17 protein-coding genes are annotated in these 20,240 nt (G+C 39.4%); 10 read left to right on the top strand and 7 right to left on the bottom strand.

Features of this window, described 5'->3' with window-relative positions; genetic code table 11:
- Positions 1-63: 63 nt before the first annotated feature.
- Positions 64-966, top strand: a complete 903-nt coding sequence (locus tag EDD57_RS11640; protein WP_131849618.1) for a LysR family transcriptional regulator — start codon at positions 64-66, stop codon at positions 964-966.
- Between the two features lie 83 nt (positions 967-1,049).
- Here EDD57_RS11640 and EDD57_RS11635 read toward each other — a convergent pair whose 3' ends face one another.
- Positions 1,050-2,327 (bottom strand): APC family permease, encoded by a 1,278-nt coding sequence (locus tag EDD57_RS11635; RefSeq protein ID WP_131849617.1) that lies wholly within the window; start codon positions 2,325-2,327, stop codon positions 1,050-1,052.
- Positions 2,328-2,875: 548 nt separating this feature from the next.
- Entirely contained in the window at positions 2,876-3,388 is a 513-nt protein-coding gene (locus EDD57_RS11630; protein WP_131849616.1) for a Crp/Fnr family transcriptional regulator, read from the bottom strand.
- Positions 3,389-3,507: 119 nt separating this feature from the next.
- Between EDD57_RS11630 and hmpA the strand changes: the two genes are divergently transcribed.
- The 7 genes from hmpA (at position 3,508) to EDD57_RS11600 (ending at position 10,652) form a co-directional block, all read left to right on the top strand.
- Positions 3,508-4,710, top strand: a complete 1,203-nt coding sequence (gene hmpA / locus EDD57_RS11625; protein ID WP_131849615.1) for an NO-inducible flavohemoprotein — start codon at positions 3,508-3,510, stop codon at positions 4,708-4,710.
- A gap of 178 nt (positions 4,711-4,888) precedes the next feature.
- Positions 4,889-5,224, top strand: a complete 336-nt coding sequence (locus tag EDD57_RS11620; protein ID WP_131849614.1) for a PadR family transcriptional regulator — start codon at positions 4,889-4,891, stop codon at positions 5,222-5,224.
- On the top strand, positions 5,221-5,976 hold the full coding sequence (locus EDD57_RS11615; RefSeq protein ID WP_131849613.1) for an HAAS domain-containing protein: 756 nt from the start codon (positions 5,221-5,223) through the stop codon (positions 5,974-5,976). The genes EDD57_RS11620 and EDD57_RS11615 overlap by 4 nt, the downstream gene beginning before the upstream one ends.
- Positions 5,977-6,053: 77 nt before the next feature.
- Positions 6,054-6,713, top strand: a complete 660-nt coding sequence (gene yknW / locus EDD57_RS11610) for a YknW family membrane protein (protein ID WP_165873794.1) — start codon at positions 6,054-6,056, stop codon at positions 6,711-6,713.
- A gap of 144 nt (positions 6,714-6,857) precedes the next feature.
- Complete coding sequence (locus EDD57_RS14460; RefSeq protein WP_165873793.1) at positions 6,858-7,007, top strand: hypothetical protein; 150 nt, start codon at positions 6,858-6,860, stop codon at positions 7,005-7,007.
- A 137-nt stretch (positions 7,008-7,144) separates the two neighbouring features.
- A complete protein-coding gene (locus tag EDD57_RS11605; RefSeq protein WP_131849611.1) occupies positions 7,145-8,896 on the top strand; it encodes an ABC transporter transmembrane domain-containing protein in 1,752 nt (583 codons plus the stop codon).
- A gap of 1 nt (position 8,897) precedes the next feature.
- Entirely contained in the window at positions 8,898-10,652 is a 1,755-nt protein-coding gene (locus tag EDD57_RS11600; RefSeq protein WP_131849610.1) for an ABC transporter ATP-binding protein, read from the top strand.
- A 72-nt stretch (positions 10,653-10,724) separates the two neighbouring features.
- On the opposite strand, the gene EDD57_RS11595 is transcribed toward EDD57_RS11600, so the two are convergent.
- Positions 10,725-11,561, bottom strand: coding sequence for a class I SAM-dependent methyltransferase (locus EDD57_RS11595; protein WP_207896830.1), 837 nt, complete (start codon positions 11,559-11,561; stop codon positions 10,725-10,727).
- 189 nt (positions 11,562-11,750) lie between these two features.
- On the opposite strand from EDD57_RS11595, the gene EDD57_RS11590 reads away from it, so the two are divergent.
- Complete coding sequence (locus tag EDD57_RS11590) at positions 11,751-12,170, top strand: DUF1801 domain-containing protein (RefSeq protein WP_131849608.1); 420 nt, start codon at positions 11,751-11,753, stop codon at positions 12,168-12,170.
- A gap of 161 nt (positions 12,171-12,331) precedes the next feature.
- Positions 12,332-12,949 (top strand): DedA family protein, encoded by a 618-nt coding sequence (locus EDD57_RS11585; RefSeq protein ID WP_131849607.1) that lies wholly within the window; start codon positions 12,332-12,334, stop codon positions 12,947-12,949.
- A gap of 62 nt (positions 12,950-13,011) precedes the next feature.
- Here the strand turns inward: EDD57_RS11585 and EDD57_RS11580 are convergent, their stop codons facing one another.
- The 4 genes from EDD57_RS11580 to EDD57_RS11565 form a co-directional block, all read right to left on the bottom strand.
- Positions 13,012-14,961 carry an FtsX-like permease family protein gene (locus EDD57_RS11580; protein ID WP_165873792.1) on the bottom strand — a complete coding sequence of 650 codons (1,950 nt, stop codon included), beginning with the start codon at positions 14,959-14,961 and terminating at the stop codon, positions 13,012-13,014.
- A 131-nt stretch (positions 14,962-15,092) separates the two neighbouring features.
- Complete coding sequence (locus tag EDD57_RS11575) at positions 15,093-16,988, bottom strand: ABC transporter permease (RefSeq protein ID WP_165873791.1); 1,896 nt, start codon at positions 16,986-16,988, stop codon at positions 15,093-15,095.
- Between the two features lie 114 nt (positions 16,989-17,102).
- Entirely contained in the window at positions 17,103-17,873 is a 771-nt protein-coding gene (locus EDD57_RS11570; RefSeq protein ID WP_131849604.1) for an ABC transporter ATP-binding protein, read from the bottom strand.
- Positions 17,874-18,015: 142 nt separating this feature from the next.
- Positions 18,016-19,968 carry an ABC transporter permease gene (locus EDD57_RS11565; protein WP_131849603.1) on the bottom strand — a complete coding sequence of 651 codons (1,953 nt, stop codon included), beginning with the start codon at positions 19,966-19,968 and terminating at the stop codon, positions 18,016-18,018.
- Positions 19,969-20,240: the final 272 nt, after the last annotated feature.

The following is a 20,240-nucleotide window of genomic DNA, read 5'->3' as shown; positions in this document are numbered from 1 at the left end:
CAGTAAAATAGATAGTTTCGTTTATAATCATCATAAAAATCGATTGATGAGGTGAACCACCGCATGGATTTGCGCAATTTGATTACGTTTCGAACTGTTGTTTCGTGTAATGGTTTTACCAAAGCGGCTGAGGTCTTGGGGTACGCACAAAGCAGTATTACCGCTCAAATTCAGGCTTTAGAAGAGGAGCTAGGGAGTCCACTTTTTGATCGGATTGGAAAGAAAATTATCTTAACGGAAATGGGACAGAGGCTCCTTCCTTATGCGAATCAGATGATCCAATTACATGATGAGGCCAAAATCGCGATTCGGCCAGACTCCATTCCTTCGGGAGTTCTGACGATTGGTTCACCCGAATCTCTGGCTGCGTATCGCTTACCTGCTCTGATTCACGAGTATAAGCAGAAGTTTCCTCAGGTTAAGATGATTCTAAAGCCAGGAGTATGTTGGCAAATGAGGCAGATGGTTGCTAAAGGAGAGTTAGATATCGCATTTTTATTGGAGCCGACTTCTGGAGACCAAGAGGATATTGAAATCGAAACGATTGTCCCTGAACCGATTGGATTAGTCACTTCACCTGATCATCCGCTAACGAAGACACAAAGATTTGAGTTGCATGACTTACAAAAGGAGACCCTTCTTCTCACAGAGGCAGGATGTAGCTATCGAAATTACTTGGAACATGCGATGCAACAACAAGGAATTAAACCGGAATCGGACATGGAATTTTGGTCGATTGAGGCGATTAAAAGCTGTGTCTATGCAGGGCTGGGAATTGCGTACCTTCCGTTTATCAGTGTTCAAACGGAGGTTCGTGAAGGGAAACTAGCTTGGTTGCAACCCGATTTGATTCAAGGTCAAATTTACACACAAGTAGCCTACTCGAAAAAGCGGTGGATGACCGCTGCGGTTAGGGAGTGGTTAGCATTAGTAAAGAAGTATCAAGCGATTTGGAGGCAGATCTAGATGGAGATAAAGAAAAAGATCCGCACAAAGTGTACGGGTCTTTTTCGTGGAGTGAGTTACCTAAAATCGTATCTCTCTGCCGGTCAATTAAAGTAAGCCCATCGTTTGGAGAAAAGCTCTTTTTTCCAGATAAAAATGCTGACAAATATAGTAATTACCACTGGATAGAATAGAGCCCATCCAACAAACGGAAGAATGGAAAGAGTAAGTAAGAAAGAAATCCAGCTAAACAGTCGTGCAGTCTTATAATCGCGGAAGATTCGAATGGCAGCTGCACACCCTAGTAGATAAGTCAAAATATAGGTGGCATTTGGCAATTCAATCAGAGTGGATAATGGAATGAAGCCTGTAGCGTATAGAGCCATGGTGATTGCACATCCTCCAGCCAGAAAATAAAGTCCACCTACCGGAGAGCTATAACGCTTACTAAAAAGTTTCATGAACGAAGGAGCTTTTCCATCTCGCGCGAGAGCATAGGCCAGCCGTGTGGAGGATCCAAGGTAAGCAATGATGGAAGCCATACAGATAGAAAAGCCTAGTCCGCCTGTAATAACAGAACCATAGTTTCCAAACGATTGCTTGATAACATGAACTAAAGCCTCCTGAGCCCCCTGTAGATATGAGCCTGTGCCAACTGTAGAGAATGCGGTGAGAAAGTATAGGACTCCGATGATTCCGACAGCTATTGTAACCGCTTTCATCGTATCGCGTTTGGGATCTACAAATTCCTCACTCAGATTCGTTACGGCTTCCCACCCAGTGAAACACCAAAATATGATGGCTGCTGACTTACCTACATCCCACAAACTGAATGGTACACCCGGCTTAAAGTTTGTTGGTTCTATATGTACGAAAGAACTGAAGATCGTAAAACAGAGTATCAGTATAATCCCACAGGTGATAACAACTTGGATTTGCCCACTTACGCTCATTCCAAAATAATTTACAACCAAGGCTAGAATAAGCATGACAATCGCAATTTCAATCTGCCCTGCGCCTCTCAAGCCAAGAGCAGAACTGAGAAAACCAGCTCCCGTTAATGCAGTGACAGGGGCTCCGATGATAACAGACATCAAGAAAAACCAGCCCGTTAGAGTTCCTAGCTTCTCTCCAAAAACTTTGGCTACATAATGGGCAACCCCTCCAGAATGGGGATGTAGTACGGATAACCATCCCATGACAAGAGCCATTGGAAATGACAGCATTATCATAATTCCCCATGCTAATAAAGAAGAAGGCCCTGCTATCTCTGCTGCTAATCCAGGTAATAATAAAATGCCAGAACCGAGTACAGATGCGATATAAAGTGCAATCGCTTGCGGAAGTAGGATAGATTTGCGTAATGCGGGTTGAGTATACACTGATGCATCGCTCTTTTCTCGTTGTGTGTATGCATTGAATATATTTTTTTGTAATTTAACAATTGGGATAAAATATGTGTCTAAACAGGGTTTTAAGGCTATACTCGAGCTATTTTCGGCTTTTTGAAAATAGACTCTAGTTTCCTTTGATTATCACTCCTAAAAATAAATAAAATTTAAATAAAACTAATTCGAATTGATACACTCATTTATTCAGTGGTTCCTTGATTAGTATACATATGGACAAATTGATAGTCAATTCTTAATAAATATTTTTCTTTATTGATAAAATTTCATTATCACGTATATAAATTCGATTGTGATTGTTTATATATATGTTAATAAAATTATTCTTTATTTTATAAAGAACATAAATAACGAAAGGGAGGTTAATGAAAGTAAGCTAGCTTGGTCGTAACCAGGTGTGATATGAGATTAGGCTTGTACACAAGTAGCTTACTCTAAAAACGATTGGATGACGTCCAGTCCGGAGTAGTTGGAGGTAATGAAGGAGTATCGGCAGATTTGAGAGATTCATGATGTACTTCCTAGTTAGAACCTTTCTTCCGTAAGATCCGGTTGACTGTCTCTCGACTTAACCCAATAAATTGAGCAATTTCTTCCTGAGTAAATAGATCTTCTATGTGATAACCCTGAAAGTATTGTTGTAGCCATTGACGAAATAGGTCAGGTCGTTCTTGAGGAGGAGCAGTGAGAATATCAATGCGTTGTTGCATCATTCGGAGTTTACTTTGCAAAGTTTGTGCAATCGAACGATATCGAATGGGCTCTTGCTGGATCGATTCGTACCATTCTCCTGCTGGAATTTTTATTATTTCTGATGTGGTTAATGCGATCACTGTACCATGGTAATCTTTTGGTGATACGAGACTATGATGAGGGAATGTCTCTCCGGGTACAAGAATATTTAAGAAAATAGTGCTTCCGTCTTCTTTCATTCGAGTTACTTTTAGCAAGCCTGATTCAAGATAATAGAGATAATCTCCCTGATCTTCCTGTCGAAATAAGACTTCACCTCGACACAGTATTTGTACACTCATTTGTTCAATCCTTTCCCACAATTAATGTGACGTAAATCACACTGTCTTCCGACTCTATATTCTTATAATAAAACTAGATTCCAGATATAAGTCAAATTTAAGATGAAGAGGTGAATCATATGCTAACGCATGCAGAGATGGAGATGATTCGTTCTACAGCTCCTGTGTTAAAAGAACAAGGTTTGGCGATTACTTCTTACTTTTATACTGAAATGTTTAAAAACCACCCTGAGTTGAAGAATCTTTTTAATGTAACACATCAAAAGGAAGGAACTCAGCCTCAAGCTTTAGCTAATGCGGTATATGCAGTTGCAGTGAATATTGATCAATTGGAAACTCTCCTACCCGTTGTTCGTCATATCGCACAGAAACATCGCAGTATAGGAGTACAGCCTTCTCAATATCCAATTGTGGGGAAATACCTATTACTAGCCATTCAAGAGGTATTAGGTGACAATGCAAGTCCAGAAATCATTCATGTTTGGGGAAAAGCATATCAAATTCTAGCAGATCTCTTTATACAGATAGAGAGCGAGATGTATGAAGAAGCACGAAAGTTATTGGCAGAGGAGTTTATTCCTGCTAATGTGATTCGGAAAGAGCTAGAATGCTTAGATATAGTTTCTTTTTATCTACGTCCAGTAGGAATGAAAGATTTTCAGGCTATGTTTAAACCGGGGCAATATATTAGTGTGCGGATTCGTCCACAAGGAAGTGAATATCTGCAAATTCGCCAGTACAGTTTGTCGGATGTCCCTGGTAAAGATTATTACCGAATCACTGTGAAGAGAGAACGTGGAGATAACGATCTCTCAAACGGTGTTATCTCAAATCATCTTCAAGATCAAATTCAAGTCGGAGATCAAATAGAAATTAGCGCTCCAGCTGGTGAGTTTTATGTCGACCAGACCAAAGAAAATACACTTTACCTTATCAGTGGTGGTGTTGGTCTGACTCCTATGCAATCTATCTTGAAGAATGTCACCCGTATACAGCCAAATCGAAAAGTCGTCTATATTCATTCTTCTCAAAATGAAAACGTTCATGCTTTTCGTAATGAGCTAAAGCAGATTATAGTCGAATACCCGCAGGTGGAGAGGTACATTAACTATGATAAAAAAGTTGATTCAACCATTTCAGTAGAACATGTTGGAAAACTTGATCTAACCAAACTGCCACAAGGGCTTGATCCTGGTGCGGATTATTATCTTTGTGGTCCGAAAGGCTTTATGAAAGCGATGATTGATCAACTTACTGCAGTTCATGTCCCTATCGAACAGATTCATTACGAATTCTTTGGTCCTAGCGAAGTGTTGCAGTAACTAGACTAAAGAGTATCAACGTAATTGTTTCGTGCTCATTTTTATTGGAGTGTCTGTTGTATTAAAGTTATTTTATATGTTAGGATATCACTATATTGTATTGCAATGTAGTGATAGTTTCTGCTCTACTACCTTGTTATACATGATAGTTGAAGGACTATGAAAAGGGGGGGATTCATTGGCCACCAGTCAGATACTGAAAGGGATTTTAGAAGGGTGCTTACTAGCGATTATTGCTAAAGGGGAAACATATGGATACGAGATGATAGAGAAACTGTATACATATGGATTTACGATGGTTAGTGAGGGAAGTATTTATCCGTTGTTAATCAGAATGAGGAAAGAAGGTTTAGTAACAACCAGCGAAAAGGTACTTCCTTCGGGAGGACCAAAGCGAAAGTACTATTCCTTAACAACAAAAGGAAAAGAGAAACTAGATGAATTTCAGAAGAGATGGAGCGAGATTGCAAGTAGTGTAAATCGTTTGCTAAAGGAGGAAGATAGAGAATGGTGATATCAAAAGAAAGCCAAGGTTTTTTAGAAAACCTAACTGTTTATTTGTATTCAAGTGGAAAAAGGGAGGAGGAAATTAGAGAAATAGTAGGGGAGTTGGAAGATCATTTACATGAAGCAGAGAAACATGGAAAGAGAGTAGACGATATAATTGGAATGACGCCGAAAGAATATATGGAACAATTGGCTAATGAGATGCCATTTGACCTGAAGGGCTGGTTAAAATATCTGCTAATGATCTTCATTGGTGTACTGGCTTATATAGTAATGGGCGATGCAATAAGAGGGAACCTAAAATACTCATTCATTGAATGTATCGGCTATCCGTGTGTCTTTTTGTTTTCCTTACTTTTGATGGCTATGGTTTTAAAATATACCTCAAGTAGAAAAGTTTCTTCATGGAAGGAGCGGATCTTATGTATGGGGGTCTTCTTTATTATCCCTATGGCGTTATTTTTGGCATTGAAGTTTTTCGGTAGGTATTATAATACACCTATTGTTTATATCGGAAAGATGGGAAGCATCGTTGCCATTGTTTTATCTATACTCGTTTTTATTGGACTGGCTATTTGGAGCAAAGAATGGGACTCTATTATAATCCCAGCAATTATCTTCCTTCCTGAAATATTCTTGGAACAGACGACTTTTGATAAAAGTACCAAGGCTACATTATCGATATTTCTCACTATGTCGGGGATGGGTCTTTATGTATTCATATTGTTTAAGAGAAACAAAATCCAAGATGTGGATTAATATAATTATATTTAGGGTAGTATCTGATTGTACTGAATCATAGAGGATTATTGAATTAATTATTAGGAGGAATACAAGTGAATCCAGTGTTACCAGAAAAGGTAGAAGTGAAGAAACCTACTATTTTTGGAGCTATTACCAATCCTACTGAGCAGTTTGAACGTATTAGAAGGAATCCTAAATTTGGTTTGGCTTTATTCGTCTTTACGATGATTGGAGCTATTTTAATTGGAATTACTACATTCATAACTGCAAATGACTCGTCAATCGTTCAAGCTCCAGTGGCTCCAGGTGTGGATGCTAAAGCGATGAACATGGTTCTCGCTGTTACGGGTGTTGTTTTTGGAGCTATCACGATTGTAGGAGCAGCCGCACTTTGTGCTCTTGTGACATGGTTATTGGTCACTCTCTTTCAAGGAGAAATTACTTTTAAACAAGCATTCTCACTTTTTATCCATTTAAATGTAATTACATGTATGAGTTTAAGTCTAAATGTTGCAATGTACTACTTGTTTCACCTTAGTATTATCGTTCCTGTGACCAGTTTGGCAAGTGTAATCCCAATCAAAGGTTTTTGGCACGGGATATTGAGCTATGTAGATGTATTTCAAATTTTATATACGATCCTCTTAGCAATGGGTTTACGGGTAATTGGAAAGATTTCTGCTTACAAAGCATGGACGATTGCCATTTTATTTTGGCTACTAGGGGCACTGGTTCTGGCGATTAAGTTCTAAACAAGCCATTGAATTGTTAAAACACTTTATTTCCATATAATTTCGTGTATCCAACAAATTTTATTCGATCTCCTATTTACAATCGTTATAAATTACTGTAAACTTAGACTGTCGAAATATTAATCGGAAAGGGAGGTGCTGAAGATGAAGAGAACAGCTCAACTAGCAACCACTGGAGTTAAAAGTGGCGCTGCTGTAGCTTTACAGGTCGGCGCGTTTGTCGCTGGCTCAACTCAACATTATATCTTCGGCAACCTCTCTACGGCGGGTCTATTTCATCTTTCTAGCTATTGATAAATAGTTGGATTTGGCATAGAAACGAACCATGGGTTGCCTTGTTGTAGGCATTTCCATGGTTCGTTTTTTTATTTCGACGACCTTAGGAATTCCTAAGGTCTTTTTTGTACCTTATTTTGAAAGGGTGTGGGATTTTGAGTGTTTTTAAAGACTTATGGTGGTTTTTTAAACAAGAAAAAAGAAGCTATCTTACTGGATTTGTTGCCTTACTGATCTTAGCGATATTAGATCTTGTTCCAGCATGGATGGTTGGCCAGGTGGTTGATTTAGTAAATACCAAGCAACTTACTTATGATCATTTATTACAATATGCGCTTATGTTAATAGGTCTTGGAATCGTAGCCTACATTTGCGGTTATTTATGGCGTATCTCCATTTTTGGAGCGGCTTATCGGTTAGGTAGATTATTGCGGGATCGTCTGTATAAATCGTTTACGAAGATGTCTCCTCAGTTTTATCATAAGCAACGAATTGGAGATATGATGGCTCATTCGACGAATGATATTCAAGCCGTTACGATGACAGCTGGAGAAGGCGTTATGACCTTAACGGACACAGTTGTTTTAGGAGGTTTGGTCGTTGCGACGATGGCGATTACCATCGATTGGCAACTTACATTACTCGCTGTTTTACCACTCCCGATTCTCGCGTACTGCACGAACCGGTATGGAAAGCTTTTACATAAGCGATTTCATCTGGCACAAAAAGCATTTTCAACGATGAATGATAAAGTTCAGGAATCGATGGCTGGAGTTCGTGTCATTAAAGCATTCGGTCAGGAAGATGATGAGAAGAAAGAGTTTGGTGGCTTGTTAGATGATGTGGTTCAGAAAAATGTCGCGGTTGCGCGAGTCGATGGACTATATGACCCTACCATTATCATACTGATGGGAATCTCTACCTTGATCACGATTGCAGTAGGAACATTAAAAGTACTGGATGACACCATTACGGTGGGTCAACTTACTCAGTTTACGATCTTACTAGGTAAACTTATTTGGCCTATGCTAGCGTTTGGCTGGTTGTTTAACATTGTAGAAAAGGGGCGTGCTTCTTACGATCGAGTAAATATATTGCTAACGACTGAACCGCAGATTCAGGATTTACCTGATGCGGTAGCAGAAATTCCTACAGGTGATATTGAATATAAGGTTGAGCAGTTTCAATATCCAGAGGCAGAGAGACAAACGCTGGAAGATGTTCAGTTTTCGCTAAGGAAAGGGCAGACATTGGGAATCGTGGGAAAAACAGGAAGTGGAAAGACGACCTTGTTCCGTTTGTTACTCCGCGAATTTGAAGGATCACTGGCAAAGGTCTTCATTAATAATAGACCAATCGATCACTATCAAATGAGCTATTTAAGAAGAGCGATCGGCTATGTTCCGCAAGACCATATTCTCTTCTCTGCTAATATTGCGCAGAATATTGCTTTTGGGAATCCAGAGGCTACGCAAGAGCAGATTGAGGCCGCCGCCAAAGTTGCTTGCATTCATGAGGATATCATGCAACTTCCACAAGGATACGAAACGGTGGTGGGAGAACGAGGAGTAACATTATCTGGTGGGCAAAAGCAACGTGTTTCGATTGCCCGTGCGCTTCTTCTAAATCCAGAAGTGTTGATCCTAGATGATTCGTTGTCGGCAGTAGATGCTAAGACCGAACATTCTATTTTACATGAACTACGGATGAACCGATCGGATAAGACCACAATGATTTCTGCACACCGACTAAGTGCAGTAGAAGAAGCTGATTTAATTATCGTCATGGAAGATGGACGAATCGTCGAACGAGGAACTCATGAAGATTTGATGAGATTAGGCGGTTGGTATAAAGAGATGTATGAGAGTCAGCAACTTGAATCCTTAATCATGGAAGGAGGAAGATAATATGTCCACGACTGCACGTAGATTGATCCGTTACCTTTCACCGCATCGCTCGTATTTTTGGGTAGCATTTGCATTCTTGTTAGTAGCGACTGCGGCAGACGTTTTTGCCGTACCGCTTGCCGCAAAATATATAGATGAGATGGTAAGTCCGCGTAATTTTGATCCAACTTGGATTTTGATTTACGGGGGTGTGTTTTTAGGATTACATATCCTATCCGCGATTCTTCATTACTACCAACTAGTCCGTTTTCATACGTTGGCACAATGGATTGTCAGACAGATTCGGACGGATGTATTTGCCCGTGTGCAACACCTAGGTCTATCGTTTTATGATAAGAAGCCAACAGGCTCACTTGTATCAAGAATCACCAACGATACAGAAGCGGTTAAAGATTTGTATGTAGAGGTACTTGCTTCTTTCATGCAAAATGCCATTTATGTGATTGGTGTTTTCACCGCCTTATTTGCATTAAACTGGCGTCTAGCACTAGTGACAACCTTTATCCTGCCTATCTTTTGGTGGTTAATGAGAATGTATAAGAAATACTCTTCGGTGTCGTTCCGTAAATCACGCGAAAAACTAAGTGCGATGAATGCGAAGTTGAGCGAATCTCTAGGTGGAATGAATATCATTCAAACTTTTACACAGGAGAAGCGATTACGCGAAGAGTTTGGGCAGTTAAATCATGAGCATTTTAAAGCGAATTTACGTAATGTCCAACTGTTTGGATTACTGTTGCGTCCTGCGTCAAGAGTGGTTTATGCGCTTGGTTTAGTGGTAGTGCTTTACTACTTTGGAATTTTATCTTTCGATGGAGCTGTTACGATCGGAGAGATGTTTGCATTTATTAACTTGTTTGAGCGTGTCTTTGAACCGTTTAACCAAATGATGATGCGCTTAGCACCCATGCAGCAATCGATCGTATCGGCAGAGCGTGTTTTTGAATTAATGGATGATACAGAAACGGCTCCTATTAAGGAAGGGGAAGGAAACCCTGAGATTATAACGGGGGAGATCGAATTTCGCGATGTAACGTTTTCCTATGATGGGGAGACGAATGTGTTAAAGAATATCTCCTTTAAGGCAAGGCCAGGTCAAACGGTAGCGTTGGTGGGTCACACTGGAAGTGGAAAAAGCTCCACCATTCAGCTTTTGATGCGTTTTTATCCACTTGTACAGGGAACCATTTTAATTGATGGAGAGCCACTCGAAACCTTTTCTGATGAAGAGCTACGAAGCAAAATGGGCTTAGTGCTACAAGATTCTTTCATGTTCTATGGGGATGTGAAGAGTAATATTCGTCTGCATAATCAGGGGATTACGGATGAGCAGGTGCGTGAAGCAGCTGAGTTTGTGCAGGCGAATATGTTTATCGAAAAGCTACCAAAAGGATATGATGAACCGATCGGCGAACGGGGTGCTACCTTTTCCAGCGGGCAGCGTCAATTGCTTTCGTTTGCGCGGACGATGGCAATTGATCCGAAGATCCTTGTCTTAGATGAAGCGACTGCAAGTGTTGATACGGAGACGGAAGAAGCGATCCAACTGGCGCTAAATAAAATGCGTAAAGGTCGTACGACGATTGCCATTGCTCACCGACTCTCGACGATTCAGGATGCAGATTTGATTCTTGTACTACATCGTGGAGAAATCGTGGAACGTGGAACGCATCAGGAGTTACTAGCGGAAGAGGGACTTTATCATAAAATGTATCTGTTGCAGACATATGGTACTAATTTAGAAGTAGTTCAATAATTTATCTAAAAAAGCCTTCTGATTTCGTTTTCAGAAGGCTTTAACTCAAAAAGATTTAAACATCACTGCTCCCTATATTTCGTGTTCTAACCACTCTACAGAGTCGTTATTCGTTATGGGCGATGATATTACATGAGCCTTCTTACCTTTCATAGCTAAAATAGTAATCCGATCCTTGTCATCCGCTATTCCCGCTCCTGTAGGGTTGTAGCAACGGTAAGCCGATGAAAAGCCAATATGAGATAGAAGGTTATATAAGGACGGCTGAGTAAACCAAAAGCTCATGTTATTATCTAAAGAGGTCCATAACCACATCAATTTCTCCTCAGCTGAAGTCCCTTCTTCATGTTCTCGGACATATTTTCCATGATATTTTTTATTCCTATATGTACACTCTTCAATAGGTGACATGCTGACATGTGTATCAAAAATCACAAATCCAGTGCATACATCGTATATATTCTCTAAAAAGTGAAACACATCTGGGGTGTTTAAGTGATAAAAAATTCCACTACAAAACACTACATCAAAACTTCCATACTTCTTCTTACTTAAATTTCTAACATCATCTTGAATAAACGTAATATTGGGTAGGGATAATACATCTTTGGCAAAAATAGCTTTTTGTATATTTACCTCTCTCCCCTCAATTCCAACTACTTCTGCACCGTGCAGGGCAAATTCAATCGCATATTGTCCCTCTAAACATGCTAGGTCTAAAATTCGTAAGTCATTCATTTCTTTGTTAGAGATATCTTTTACTATCTGAATCATTCTTTTTAATTTAACAATAGGTTGTCTGTTTTCTCGTGTATATAAATCGTCTCCCAATTTAATATCATAGGATGTCCAATCTCCATACTTTTGTGTGATCTCATTCTTTTTTCTCTCGAATTCCGCTCTTTGCAAAATGGATCATCTCCCATTATATTTTTTTTCTGATTTATATGACATAAACCCAAATAGTATGCCATTCGTTTTTATGATAACGTTTAACCAGCTACCGAAAGCTTCATTAAGAAACAACAAAATGCATATAATCAACATCTCAAAAATGGGAAACATGTTAGTAAGGAAGTTAGAAAGTAGGTGATTTGGATGGCGTATGAATTAAAAACGAAAGAGACGGATCACAGTGTGATTGAGTTTATTGAGTTACTCCCAAACGAGAAAAAGAAAGCAGATGCATATCAATTACTAGATGTGTTTACCGAGGCGACAGGTTACACAGCAAAAATGTGGGGAACCAGTATTATTGGATTTGGTTCCTATCACTATCGATACGCTTCTGGTCATGAAGGAGATGCACCGTTAGTTGGTTTTTCGCCAAGGAAGGCGAAGATCAGTTTATATTTTGCAACAGGAGATGAGGTAAGGGGAGAATTATTAAAAAAGTTTGGGAAACATACGACGGGGAAGGCTTGTGTGTATATTAACAAAGTAGCAGACATTGATGTGGATGTGTTAAAAGAGTTGATTTATCAATCTGTGACTTTTTTGAAGGAAGCTTATAAGTAGTGGCCTTTTGACTACTGAATAGTGCTAGCTGAGAGGCTGGCTTTTTTTATTGGTTTGTGGTTGTTCTTTGTGATGTTATAAGAATATAATGTAAAAGAGTATGAAATTTATTTGCATAGAATTTAAATATCTTGTTTGTACTGGTTTTGGAGGTTGTAGGGTTGGAAGTTTGGATTATGGATTTTATAGAGGGTCTTGGTGATATAGGCATTTTCTTATTAGTAGCTTTAGAAAATATATCTCCACCAATCCCATATGTGACGGTTTTAACGTTAAGTGGTTTTATGGTTACGGAGACAAGTTTAACGTTTGCGGATGTGATCATCGCTTCAACGCTAGGTTCAGTCGTTGGCGCAAGTATTCTCTACTATATAGGGGGCATGCTGAAAATCAGTTTGCTAGAACGAATCGTGGATCGCCATGGGCGAGCGCTGATGCTAAAAAAGGAAGATGTCTCCCGAGGGCTTCATTGGTTCCGTAGCTATGGGATCTGGGTGATATTTTTTTGCCGAATGATTCCGTTTCTCCGCAGTTTTATTTCGATCTTTGCGGGTGTATCTAGAATGAAGTTTGGACGATTTTTGTTGTTTACTACACTTGGCTCTCTTATTTGGAATTTAGCACTTCTGATCCTTGGATTTGCCTTAGGGTTAGAGTGGGGGTTAGTACTAGGGTATCTAAAGATATATGATGATGTGTTACTTGTGCTCACATGTGTGTTAGGTGCTGTATTTATGATCTGGTATGCAAGGCGGGCTTGGAAGCTAATTGTCAATTAAATCGAAATGAAAGAAAGGGAACTGTTCTCGAGAGCAGTTCCCTTTTTATATAGTGTGCTTCCCTATAACATCACACGTTTTAGTTGTGCTAAGTAACGAGCACGGACGATTAAGAAATAAACGGTTTGGATCACGGTAAAAATGCTAAGCGCCCATAGTCCGGATATTACGGTATCGGTAGATACAGAAAACAAGGGATTTACGTAAGAGAGTCCAACGAGTGTTTGGATTCCGGCAAAGAACAAAGGGATATAGAACAAAATGGCGATTTGTTTCGTTGCTGCTTTTTTCATTTCTTTCAGGCTTAACCCCATTTTGGATAATTCATGATAATACCGCTGATCATGTTGCAAATCAATAAATAGCTTGAAGTACAAGAAACTAGCAATAAAGATGGAAAAGATTGCAATAATGAATAAGCCGATAAATATGGCGACACTGGTTAACTGCTTACGCATATAGTAATCTTGCGCACGGCTTGAGAAATAACCGTCTAGTTTAGCTATTTCTTTTGTAGAGAGGGAGTACTTCCAGTTTTGCAATTCTAGACCTGTTTGCAATTCAATTGAATTTGTATCAGGGATGGCGTGGTTGTCCCAGCTCGGAATTAGATAGTGATAAGCGCGGTCTATAATGTCAGAATCCGAGGATGAAATTTTTACCATTTGATCATGAGTTTGGTCATTTACCACTGCTGTATATTCTGATGGAAATAGTGTTTTTGTGTATTGGTCTTTGATTTTGAGATTGCCGAGTGAGCTAGTTAGTTGCTGATCTTCAAATGATAAGTGAGTTAGTTTGTCCGTTAAGTCTTCCTGTAGTGACAAAGGGGACTTAAGCAATAAGGCCTCACGATCTTGCAAGGAAACAAGTGGAAGAGAAAGTGATTTAGCCATTTCCTTATACTCAGATTGGCGGATGAATCGGATATAACCTACATTTTTAAAGTCAAGGTCTATCGTGTTAGAAGAAAATTTCTGATAGGATATCCCTTTTTGTTGTAAGGTATGTTCTATTTTTTGCGCAACTGAAATGATTTTTTTCTTTGGATCTAGTTTTTCTCTTTGGTTAACCGTATAAGCAAAAGGGCTTTCGGTATATGTGTTTTCAACATATTTCTGGACAGCTAATACAGAACCAGCTGTCGTACATGCCATGGTTGTTACCATGGTAATCATGAAGAACATACGAGCATTATCTTTCATTTTGTAAGCCAGCTCAGTAATCCACAGTAAGTTTAGTCCACGCCAAGAGTAAAGACGATTCTTTTTTAATAATCGAATGACGAAAACCGATAGTTGTGTAAAGAAGAAATAAAGCCCAATGATATCAAATAGGAGAGCTAATGGAACATTCTCCGGGTCATCTAGTGTGATTAGATAAACTGCAAAGGAAAGGGAAAATGCTGATAATAAAGCAAGCCAAATGGATGCCTTGGATTCTTTCTTAGGCTTGCTAGATCCTTGTACCATTTCAAGTGCTTTGCGCTGACGAATGAAAATAGTTGTCATGAAAGAAAGGATGAGAAAGAGTGCCATAAAAGAGACGACTGTGATCCAGATTGCTTGTGTGGGTAGGTACATATCTAGCTTTAAATCAAGTATATTTTCGCCAAACAATAAAAATAGCTTGGAGAAGAGGAGTCCGCAAAACATTCCTGTCATCATGGAAGCGGTACCGATCAACATATTTTCTAGAAAGATCAGGTAGTTTAGCTGCTTTCGTTGTGCTCCTAGTATGGTTAAAATGCCAAATTCTTTTAGGCGAGCTTTTAGAAACGCACTAATCGAGTAGAGTACAAACAAAAAGGAAAAGAAAAAGGTGATGTAGGAAGCAGCTGTCATCCCCATGAAGGCAGATAGCCCGACAGGAGCTTTCAAAATGTCTGGATGGTAAATGAACACAAGATAAGTAAAAAAGGTCATGACAGCAAATGAGCTACTCAAAAAGTAGGCGATGTAAGTGAAGGAATTTCTGCGTATGTTGTTTAGCGCAAACTGCCTGAAGCTCATGAGTGGTTCCTCCATTGGACTTTGCTTACATAGTAAATGTCGATTCCCAGTATGATTGACATCAAACAGAGGGATCTGTATGGAGAACAGATCCCTCTGTTTGATGCTTCTATGCTGGTTGTCTACTGTGATTATACCATTACATTTTTTAACTGTGCCAGATAACGAGCACGAACAATGAAGAAGTAAACCGTTTGGATTGCGACAAAGATGCCAATTGCGGTAAGTCCTACAGTGAGAGTTCCGGTATTGTATGCATCGCCTAAGATTGAAATACCGACCAACGTCTGGATGCCAGCAAAGAAAATCGGGATGTAGAAGAGAAGAGCAATTTGATTGGTTGCGGTTCTCTTCATTTCTTTTAAGCTTAAACCGATCTTAGATAATCCATGGTAGTAGCGTTTATCCTGTTGTAGATCCGAAAATAATTTGAAGTATAGGAAGCTTGCTATAAACACAGAGAAGATCGCGACAATAAACAACCCTACAAAGATAACGACATTGGCTCCTTGTTGTGTCATTTGATACTGAGATCCACGAGCTAGTATGAGACCATTTTCAACAGAGGGATTCCAATTTTCTAATTCCGCACTTATTTTCAGTTCGGTCGAGTTTGAGGTAGGTACCTTTTTATTATTCCAACTTGGAATCAAATAATAATAGTCTTGACTTATCTTGTTCCTATACGTTTTTGCTATATGATCATACGTGTGATCATTTACTACTGCTAGAGTGATTGACCCGATCAGTGTTCGGTTGTACATCTTTTTGATCGTAAGCTCAGGTCGTTCCTTGCCAGTAAAGGATAGATGAGTTAAATCGACCGGTAACTGCTTTTTGGTTACGGTTGGTTGGATTAATAATGTTTCGTGGTCTTGTAATGGGATGACCGGAAGAGATAGGGATCTCGCCATTCCTTCGTATTCAGATTGTCGAACCATGTTTACACTTTGGTCTTTCAGCTCTTTTACGTTTAAGAACATGGTTTTAATAGGAAATTTCTTATATGTAATTCCTTCATTTTTTAATGTCTGCTCGATCTTTTCCGTGAAAACAGGCTTTTTCTGATCTTCGCTGTAAACGGTAAAAGCAAACGGGTTATCTTTATACATCGCTTCTGCTTGTTGCTTAAGTGCTAAGACGATACTCGCAGAAGTACACGCCATGGTCGTTACCATGGTGATCATAAAGAACATGCGAGCATTATCTTTTACCTTATAGGCGAGTTCTGAAATCCATAATAAGTTGATCCCGCGCCAATAGGTACGTCGATTCTTTTTAAGTATGCGAATGATGACGACAGATAATTGAGTGAAGAAGAAATATAGTCCAATGAGATCGAGTAAAAGAGCACAGAGTAAGGATTCTTCACTTAGTTTTCCTTGTAGGAGAAAGACGGAGCTAGATAGAGTGACGACAGAGAGTAATGCTAACCAAATAGATGCTTTTGGCTCTTTCTTTGGTTTACTGGACCCTTGCAACATTTCGAGAGCTTTGCTTTGACGGACAAAGAAGCTGGTCATGGAAGACATGATAAAGAACAGGGCCATGAACGCAGCAATGGTAATCCAAATCGCTTTTACGGGTACGTACATAGGTAGATTTTTTAGTTCTAATACATTTTCGCCGAATAATAAAAACAACTTGGCGAAGATGAGCCCGCCTAGGATTCCGGTTACAACGGAAAGGGTACCAATGATCATGTTTTCTAGAAAGATTAGCCAGTTTAGTTGCTTTCTTTGAGCACCTAGGATCGTTAAAATGCCAAATTCTTTTAAGCGTACTCTGAGAAAAGCACTGATCGAATATAGGACAAATAGGAATGAAAAGATAAAGGTGAGATAGGAAGCAACTTCCATTCCTACTGATGCCATCTTCCCTAATGGAGCTTTTGCGATATCGGGGTGATGGATAAATAGAAGATAAGTGAAAAAGGCCATCACAGCGAATGAGCTACTTAAGAAGTAGGCGATGTATGCCGATGTATTACGGCGGATATTATTAAACGCGAACTGGCGAAAGCTCATAAGCTGTTCCCCCATTTGGATTTGCCTGTATAGTGGTCCCTTTGATTTCGTTTTCTCTTATCAAAGAGATCTGCGTGTGTGTTCTACGCAGATCTCTTTGGAGAAAGTTTTCGATTATACACGAACGGCTGAAAGCTCATGTGCATTTCCGCCCAAGAATGACAACATATCGATAATTTCTTGGAAGAATTCTTGTCTGTTTTGTCCACGATGGATTTCGTTATATAGCTCTCCATCTTTAATGAAGACAACGCGGTGACAATAGCTTGCCGCTAGAGGGTCATGCGTAACCAACATCGTTGTGGTGCCATCGGTTTGGTTGATTTTCTCCATCATTTCCATTACATTTCGAGATGATTTAGAGTCGAGTGCCCCAGTAGGCTCGTCCGCTAGTAAAAGGACTGGAGAGTGGATAGTAGCGCGTGCGATGGCCGCTCTTTGGCGTTGTCCACCTGAAACTTCATAGGTACGTTTATTCAAAATCTCAACAATTCCTAGCTTCTCGGCGACTGCTTTTAGTTTCTGATCCATTTCCCTCAGGCTCTTTTTCTCGAGCGTTAAAGGTAGCACGATGTTTTCGGCGATGGTTAACGTGTCGAGTAAGTTAAAGTCCTGGAATACAAAGCCTAGTTGGCGACGACGGAATTGTGCCAGTTGGTTTTTCTTCATCTGATGGGGATTTTGGTTATTGATCAGGATTTTTCCTGAGCTAGGTGTATCAATGGTGGATACCATGTTAAGTAGAGTTGTTTTTCCGCTTCCGGAAGCACCCATGATTCCTACAAATTCTCCTTGCTCGATCGAAAGATCAATATTGTTAAGTGCCCGTGTTGACACCTTACCATTATAGATTTTGCTTAGTTTTTGGATTTCTAACATGCCCATATTTTGAGCTCCTCTCGTAGATCGATTGATTCGATGTATAAATCTTATATATTAAATGTAAAGGAAAAGGAACATGCCTACCATGGATTTAGCTTAACATTTCCTTACTTCTTTGTAAGATAGCATATCCTTAAATCGATTCTTACAACATGACTCGCTTTAACTGTGCTAAATAACGCGAACGGACGATCAAAAAATAGACGGTTTGGATAGCAGTAAAGATGCCGATTGCCCATAGGCCTGTCGAGATGGTACTGGTGGCGACAGGAAATAATGGATTTAAGGCTGATAGTCCTATGAGTGTTTGGACTCCGGAAAAGAAAAGTGGAATGTAGAAAAGAATAGCGATTTGCTTCGTGGCCGCTCTCCTCATTTCTTTATGACTTAACCCCATTTTAGATAGTTCGTGATAGTAACGCTGATCATGTTGTAAGTCAATAAACAGCTTGAAATATAAGAAGCTAGCGATAAAGATGGAAAAGATCGCAACAATGAATACACCGATAAAGATGGTAACACTGGTTAACTGTTTAAATGAATAGTAATCTTCAGCGCGACTCATGATATATCCATCCTGTGCTACTTTGTCATTTTTATAGAAAGACTCTTCCCAGTTTGCTAATTCAAGCCCCATTGTTACTTCTATGGAATTCACATCAGGGAGTACTTGATCGTTCCACTTTGGAATGAGATATTGATCCATTTGATTGATTGTATAATGATCAGAGGATAGGGCTTTGATGATCTGATCATAGGTCTGATCATTTACCACTACTAGATCTTCTTTTTGAAGGAGCGATTCGGTGTATTGATGTTTTATTTTAAGCTTCCCTATCTTACTAGATAGTTTTTGATTTATAAACGATAAATGAGTTAGCGTACCTGTCGGTTCCTTTATCGGCGCTAGATTAGATGGGATGAAAAGGGCTTCCCGATCTTGCAAGGAAATGATTGGACAAGAGAGTGTTTTTGCTATTTCCTCGTATTCTGATTGGCGTACAAGATCAAGATATCCTAAATGTTGAAAACGAATGTCCACCGTTTTAAGAGGAAATTTCTGATAGGATATTCCTTCCTCTTTTAAAGTTTGCTCTAGTTTTTCCGTGACATGAATGATTTTTTGATCAGGCTCTGCTTTTAAATCGAAGTAGTGAACAGTATAAGCAAAAGGATTTTCTGTATACGTATACTCGATATATCTCTGGAATGCTAAGACAGAACCGGCTGTGGTACATGCCATTGTGGCTACGATGGTAATCATGAAGAACATGCGTGAGCTATCCTTCATCTTATAAGCTAATTCGGTAATCCACAGTAAGTTTAGTCCATACCAAGAGTATCGCCGATTCTTTTTTAATAAACGAATGATGACCACAAATAATTGTGTAAAAAAGAAATAAAGCCCAATCATATCAAAGAGAAGAGCAAAGAAAATATTAATCATCCCACCTTGCAACAAGAAGGCAGGGGTTAAAATAAGAGACACGACTGATAAGAATGCTAGCCAAATAGATGCTTTAGGCTCTTTTTTTGGTTGGTTAGATCCTTGTACTAATTCAAGTGCCTTGCGTTGGCGAATAAAAACGGTTGTCATGAATGAAAGGATCAAGAAGAGCCCCATAAAGGCGGCTACAGTGATCCAGATGGCTCTCATTGGAACATACATAGGTAGTTTTAAATCGAGTACATTTTCCCCGAATAATAGAAACAGCTTGGAAAAGAGAAGGCCACAAAACATGCCTGTTATGACAGCGGCTGTACCGATCAGCATATTTTCTAGGAAAATGAGGTAGTTTAGTTGTTTTCGCTGTGTGCCTAAGATGGTTAGGATTCCAAATTCTTTTAGTCTAGCTTTCAGAAAGGCACTAATCGAGTAGAGGACAAACAAGAATGAAAAGATAAACGTGATAACGGCAGCAATCTCCATCCCCTGAGAGGCAGGTAATCCGACTGGAGCTTTTAAAATGTCTGGATGGAACACAAATACAAGATAAGTAAAAAAGGTCATGACAGCAAATGAGCTACTCAAAAAGTAAGCAATGTAAGTATAGGTGTTTCTCCGTATATTGTTGAGTGCAAAGTGTCGAAATCTCATAGCGGTCCTCCATCGGTATGATTGAATCGTGTCCTACACCATTACGAGCTTTAATTGTGCTAGATAGCGAGACCGAACAAGGAAGAAATAAAGGGTTTGGACGAAGATAAAGGTACCGATTGACCATAGTCCTACTGATAGCATGTTTATAGAAAATATTTTTATACTTGTTAGTCCGACTAGGTAGTGTCTGAAAACTTCTAATGTGTTATCTTATTCAGTAAGATGACATGCGAAGGAGATTTCCCAATGGCCCCACGACGCTATGAGCT

Origin of the sequence: Baia soyae, from assembly GCF_004341445.1 — a bacterium.
Classification (GTDB): Bacteria; Bacillota; Bacilli; order Thermoactinomycetales; family Thermoactinomycetaceae; genus Baia; species Baia soyae.
Note: the sequence above shows the minus strand (reverse complement) of the source record. Positions and strands in the feature narration are given on the sequence as shown.

Excerpts from the sequence above, each read along its gene's own strand:
- EDD57_RS11640 (WP_131849618.1), top strand. The coding sequence starts at position 64 with ATGGATTTGCGCAATTTGATTACGTTTCGAACTGTTGTTTCGTGTAAT.
- EDD57_RS11630 (WP_131849616.1), bottom strand. The coding sequence starts at position 3,388 with ATGAGTGTACAAATACTGTGTCGAGGTGAAGTCTTATTTCGACAGGAA.
- hmpA (WP_131849615.1), top strand. The coding sequence starts at position 3,508 with ATGCTAACGCATGCAGAGATGGAGATGATTCGTTCTACAGCTCCTGTG.
- EDD57_RS14460 (WP_165873793.1), top strand. The coding sequence starts at position 6,858 with ATGAAGAGAACAGCTCAACTAGCAACCACTGGAGTTAAAAGTGGCGCT.
- EDD57_RS11600 (WP_131849610.1), top strand. The coding sequence starts at position 8,898 with ATGTCCACGACTGCACGTAGATTGATCCGTTACCTTTCACCGCATCGC.
- EDD57_RS11590 (WP_131849608.1), top strand. The coding sequence starts at position 11,751 with ATGGCGTATGAATTAAAAACGAAAGAGACGGATCACAGTGTGATTGAG.
- EDD57_RS11580 (WP_165873792.1), bottom strand. The coding sequence starts at position 14,961 with ATGAGCTTCAGGCAGTTTGCGCTAAACAACATACGCAGAAATTCCTTC.
- EDD57_RS11575 (WP_165873791.1), bottom strand. The coding sequence starts at position 16,988 with ATGAGCTTTCGCCAGTTCGCGTTTAATAATATCCGCCGTAATACATCG.
- EDD57_RS11570 (WP_131849604.1), bottom strand. The coding sequence starts at position 17,873 with ATGGGCATGTTAGAAATCCAAAAACTAAGCAAAATCTATAATGGTAAG.
- EDD57_RS11565 (WP_131849603.1), bottom strand. The coding sequence starts at position 19,968 with ATGAGATTTCGACACTTTGCACTCAACAATATACGGAGAAACACCTAT.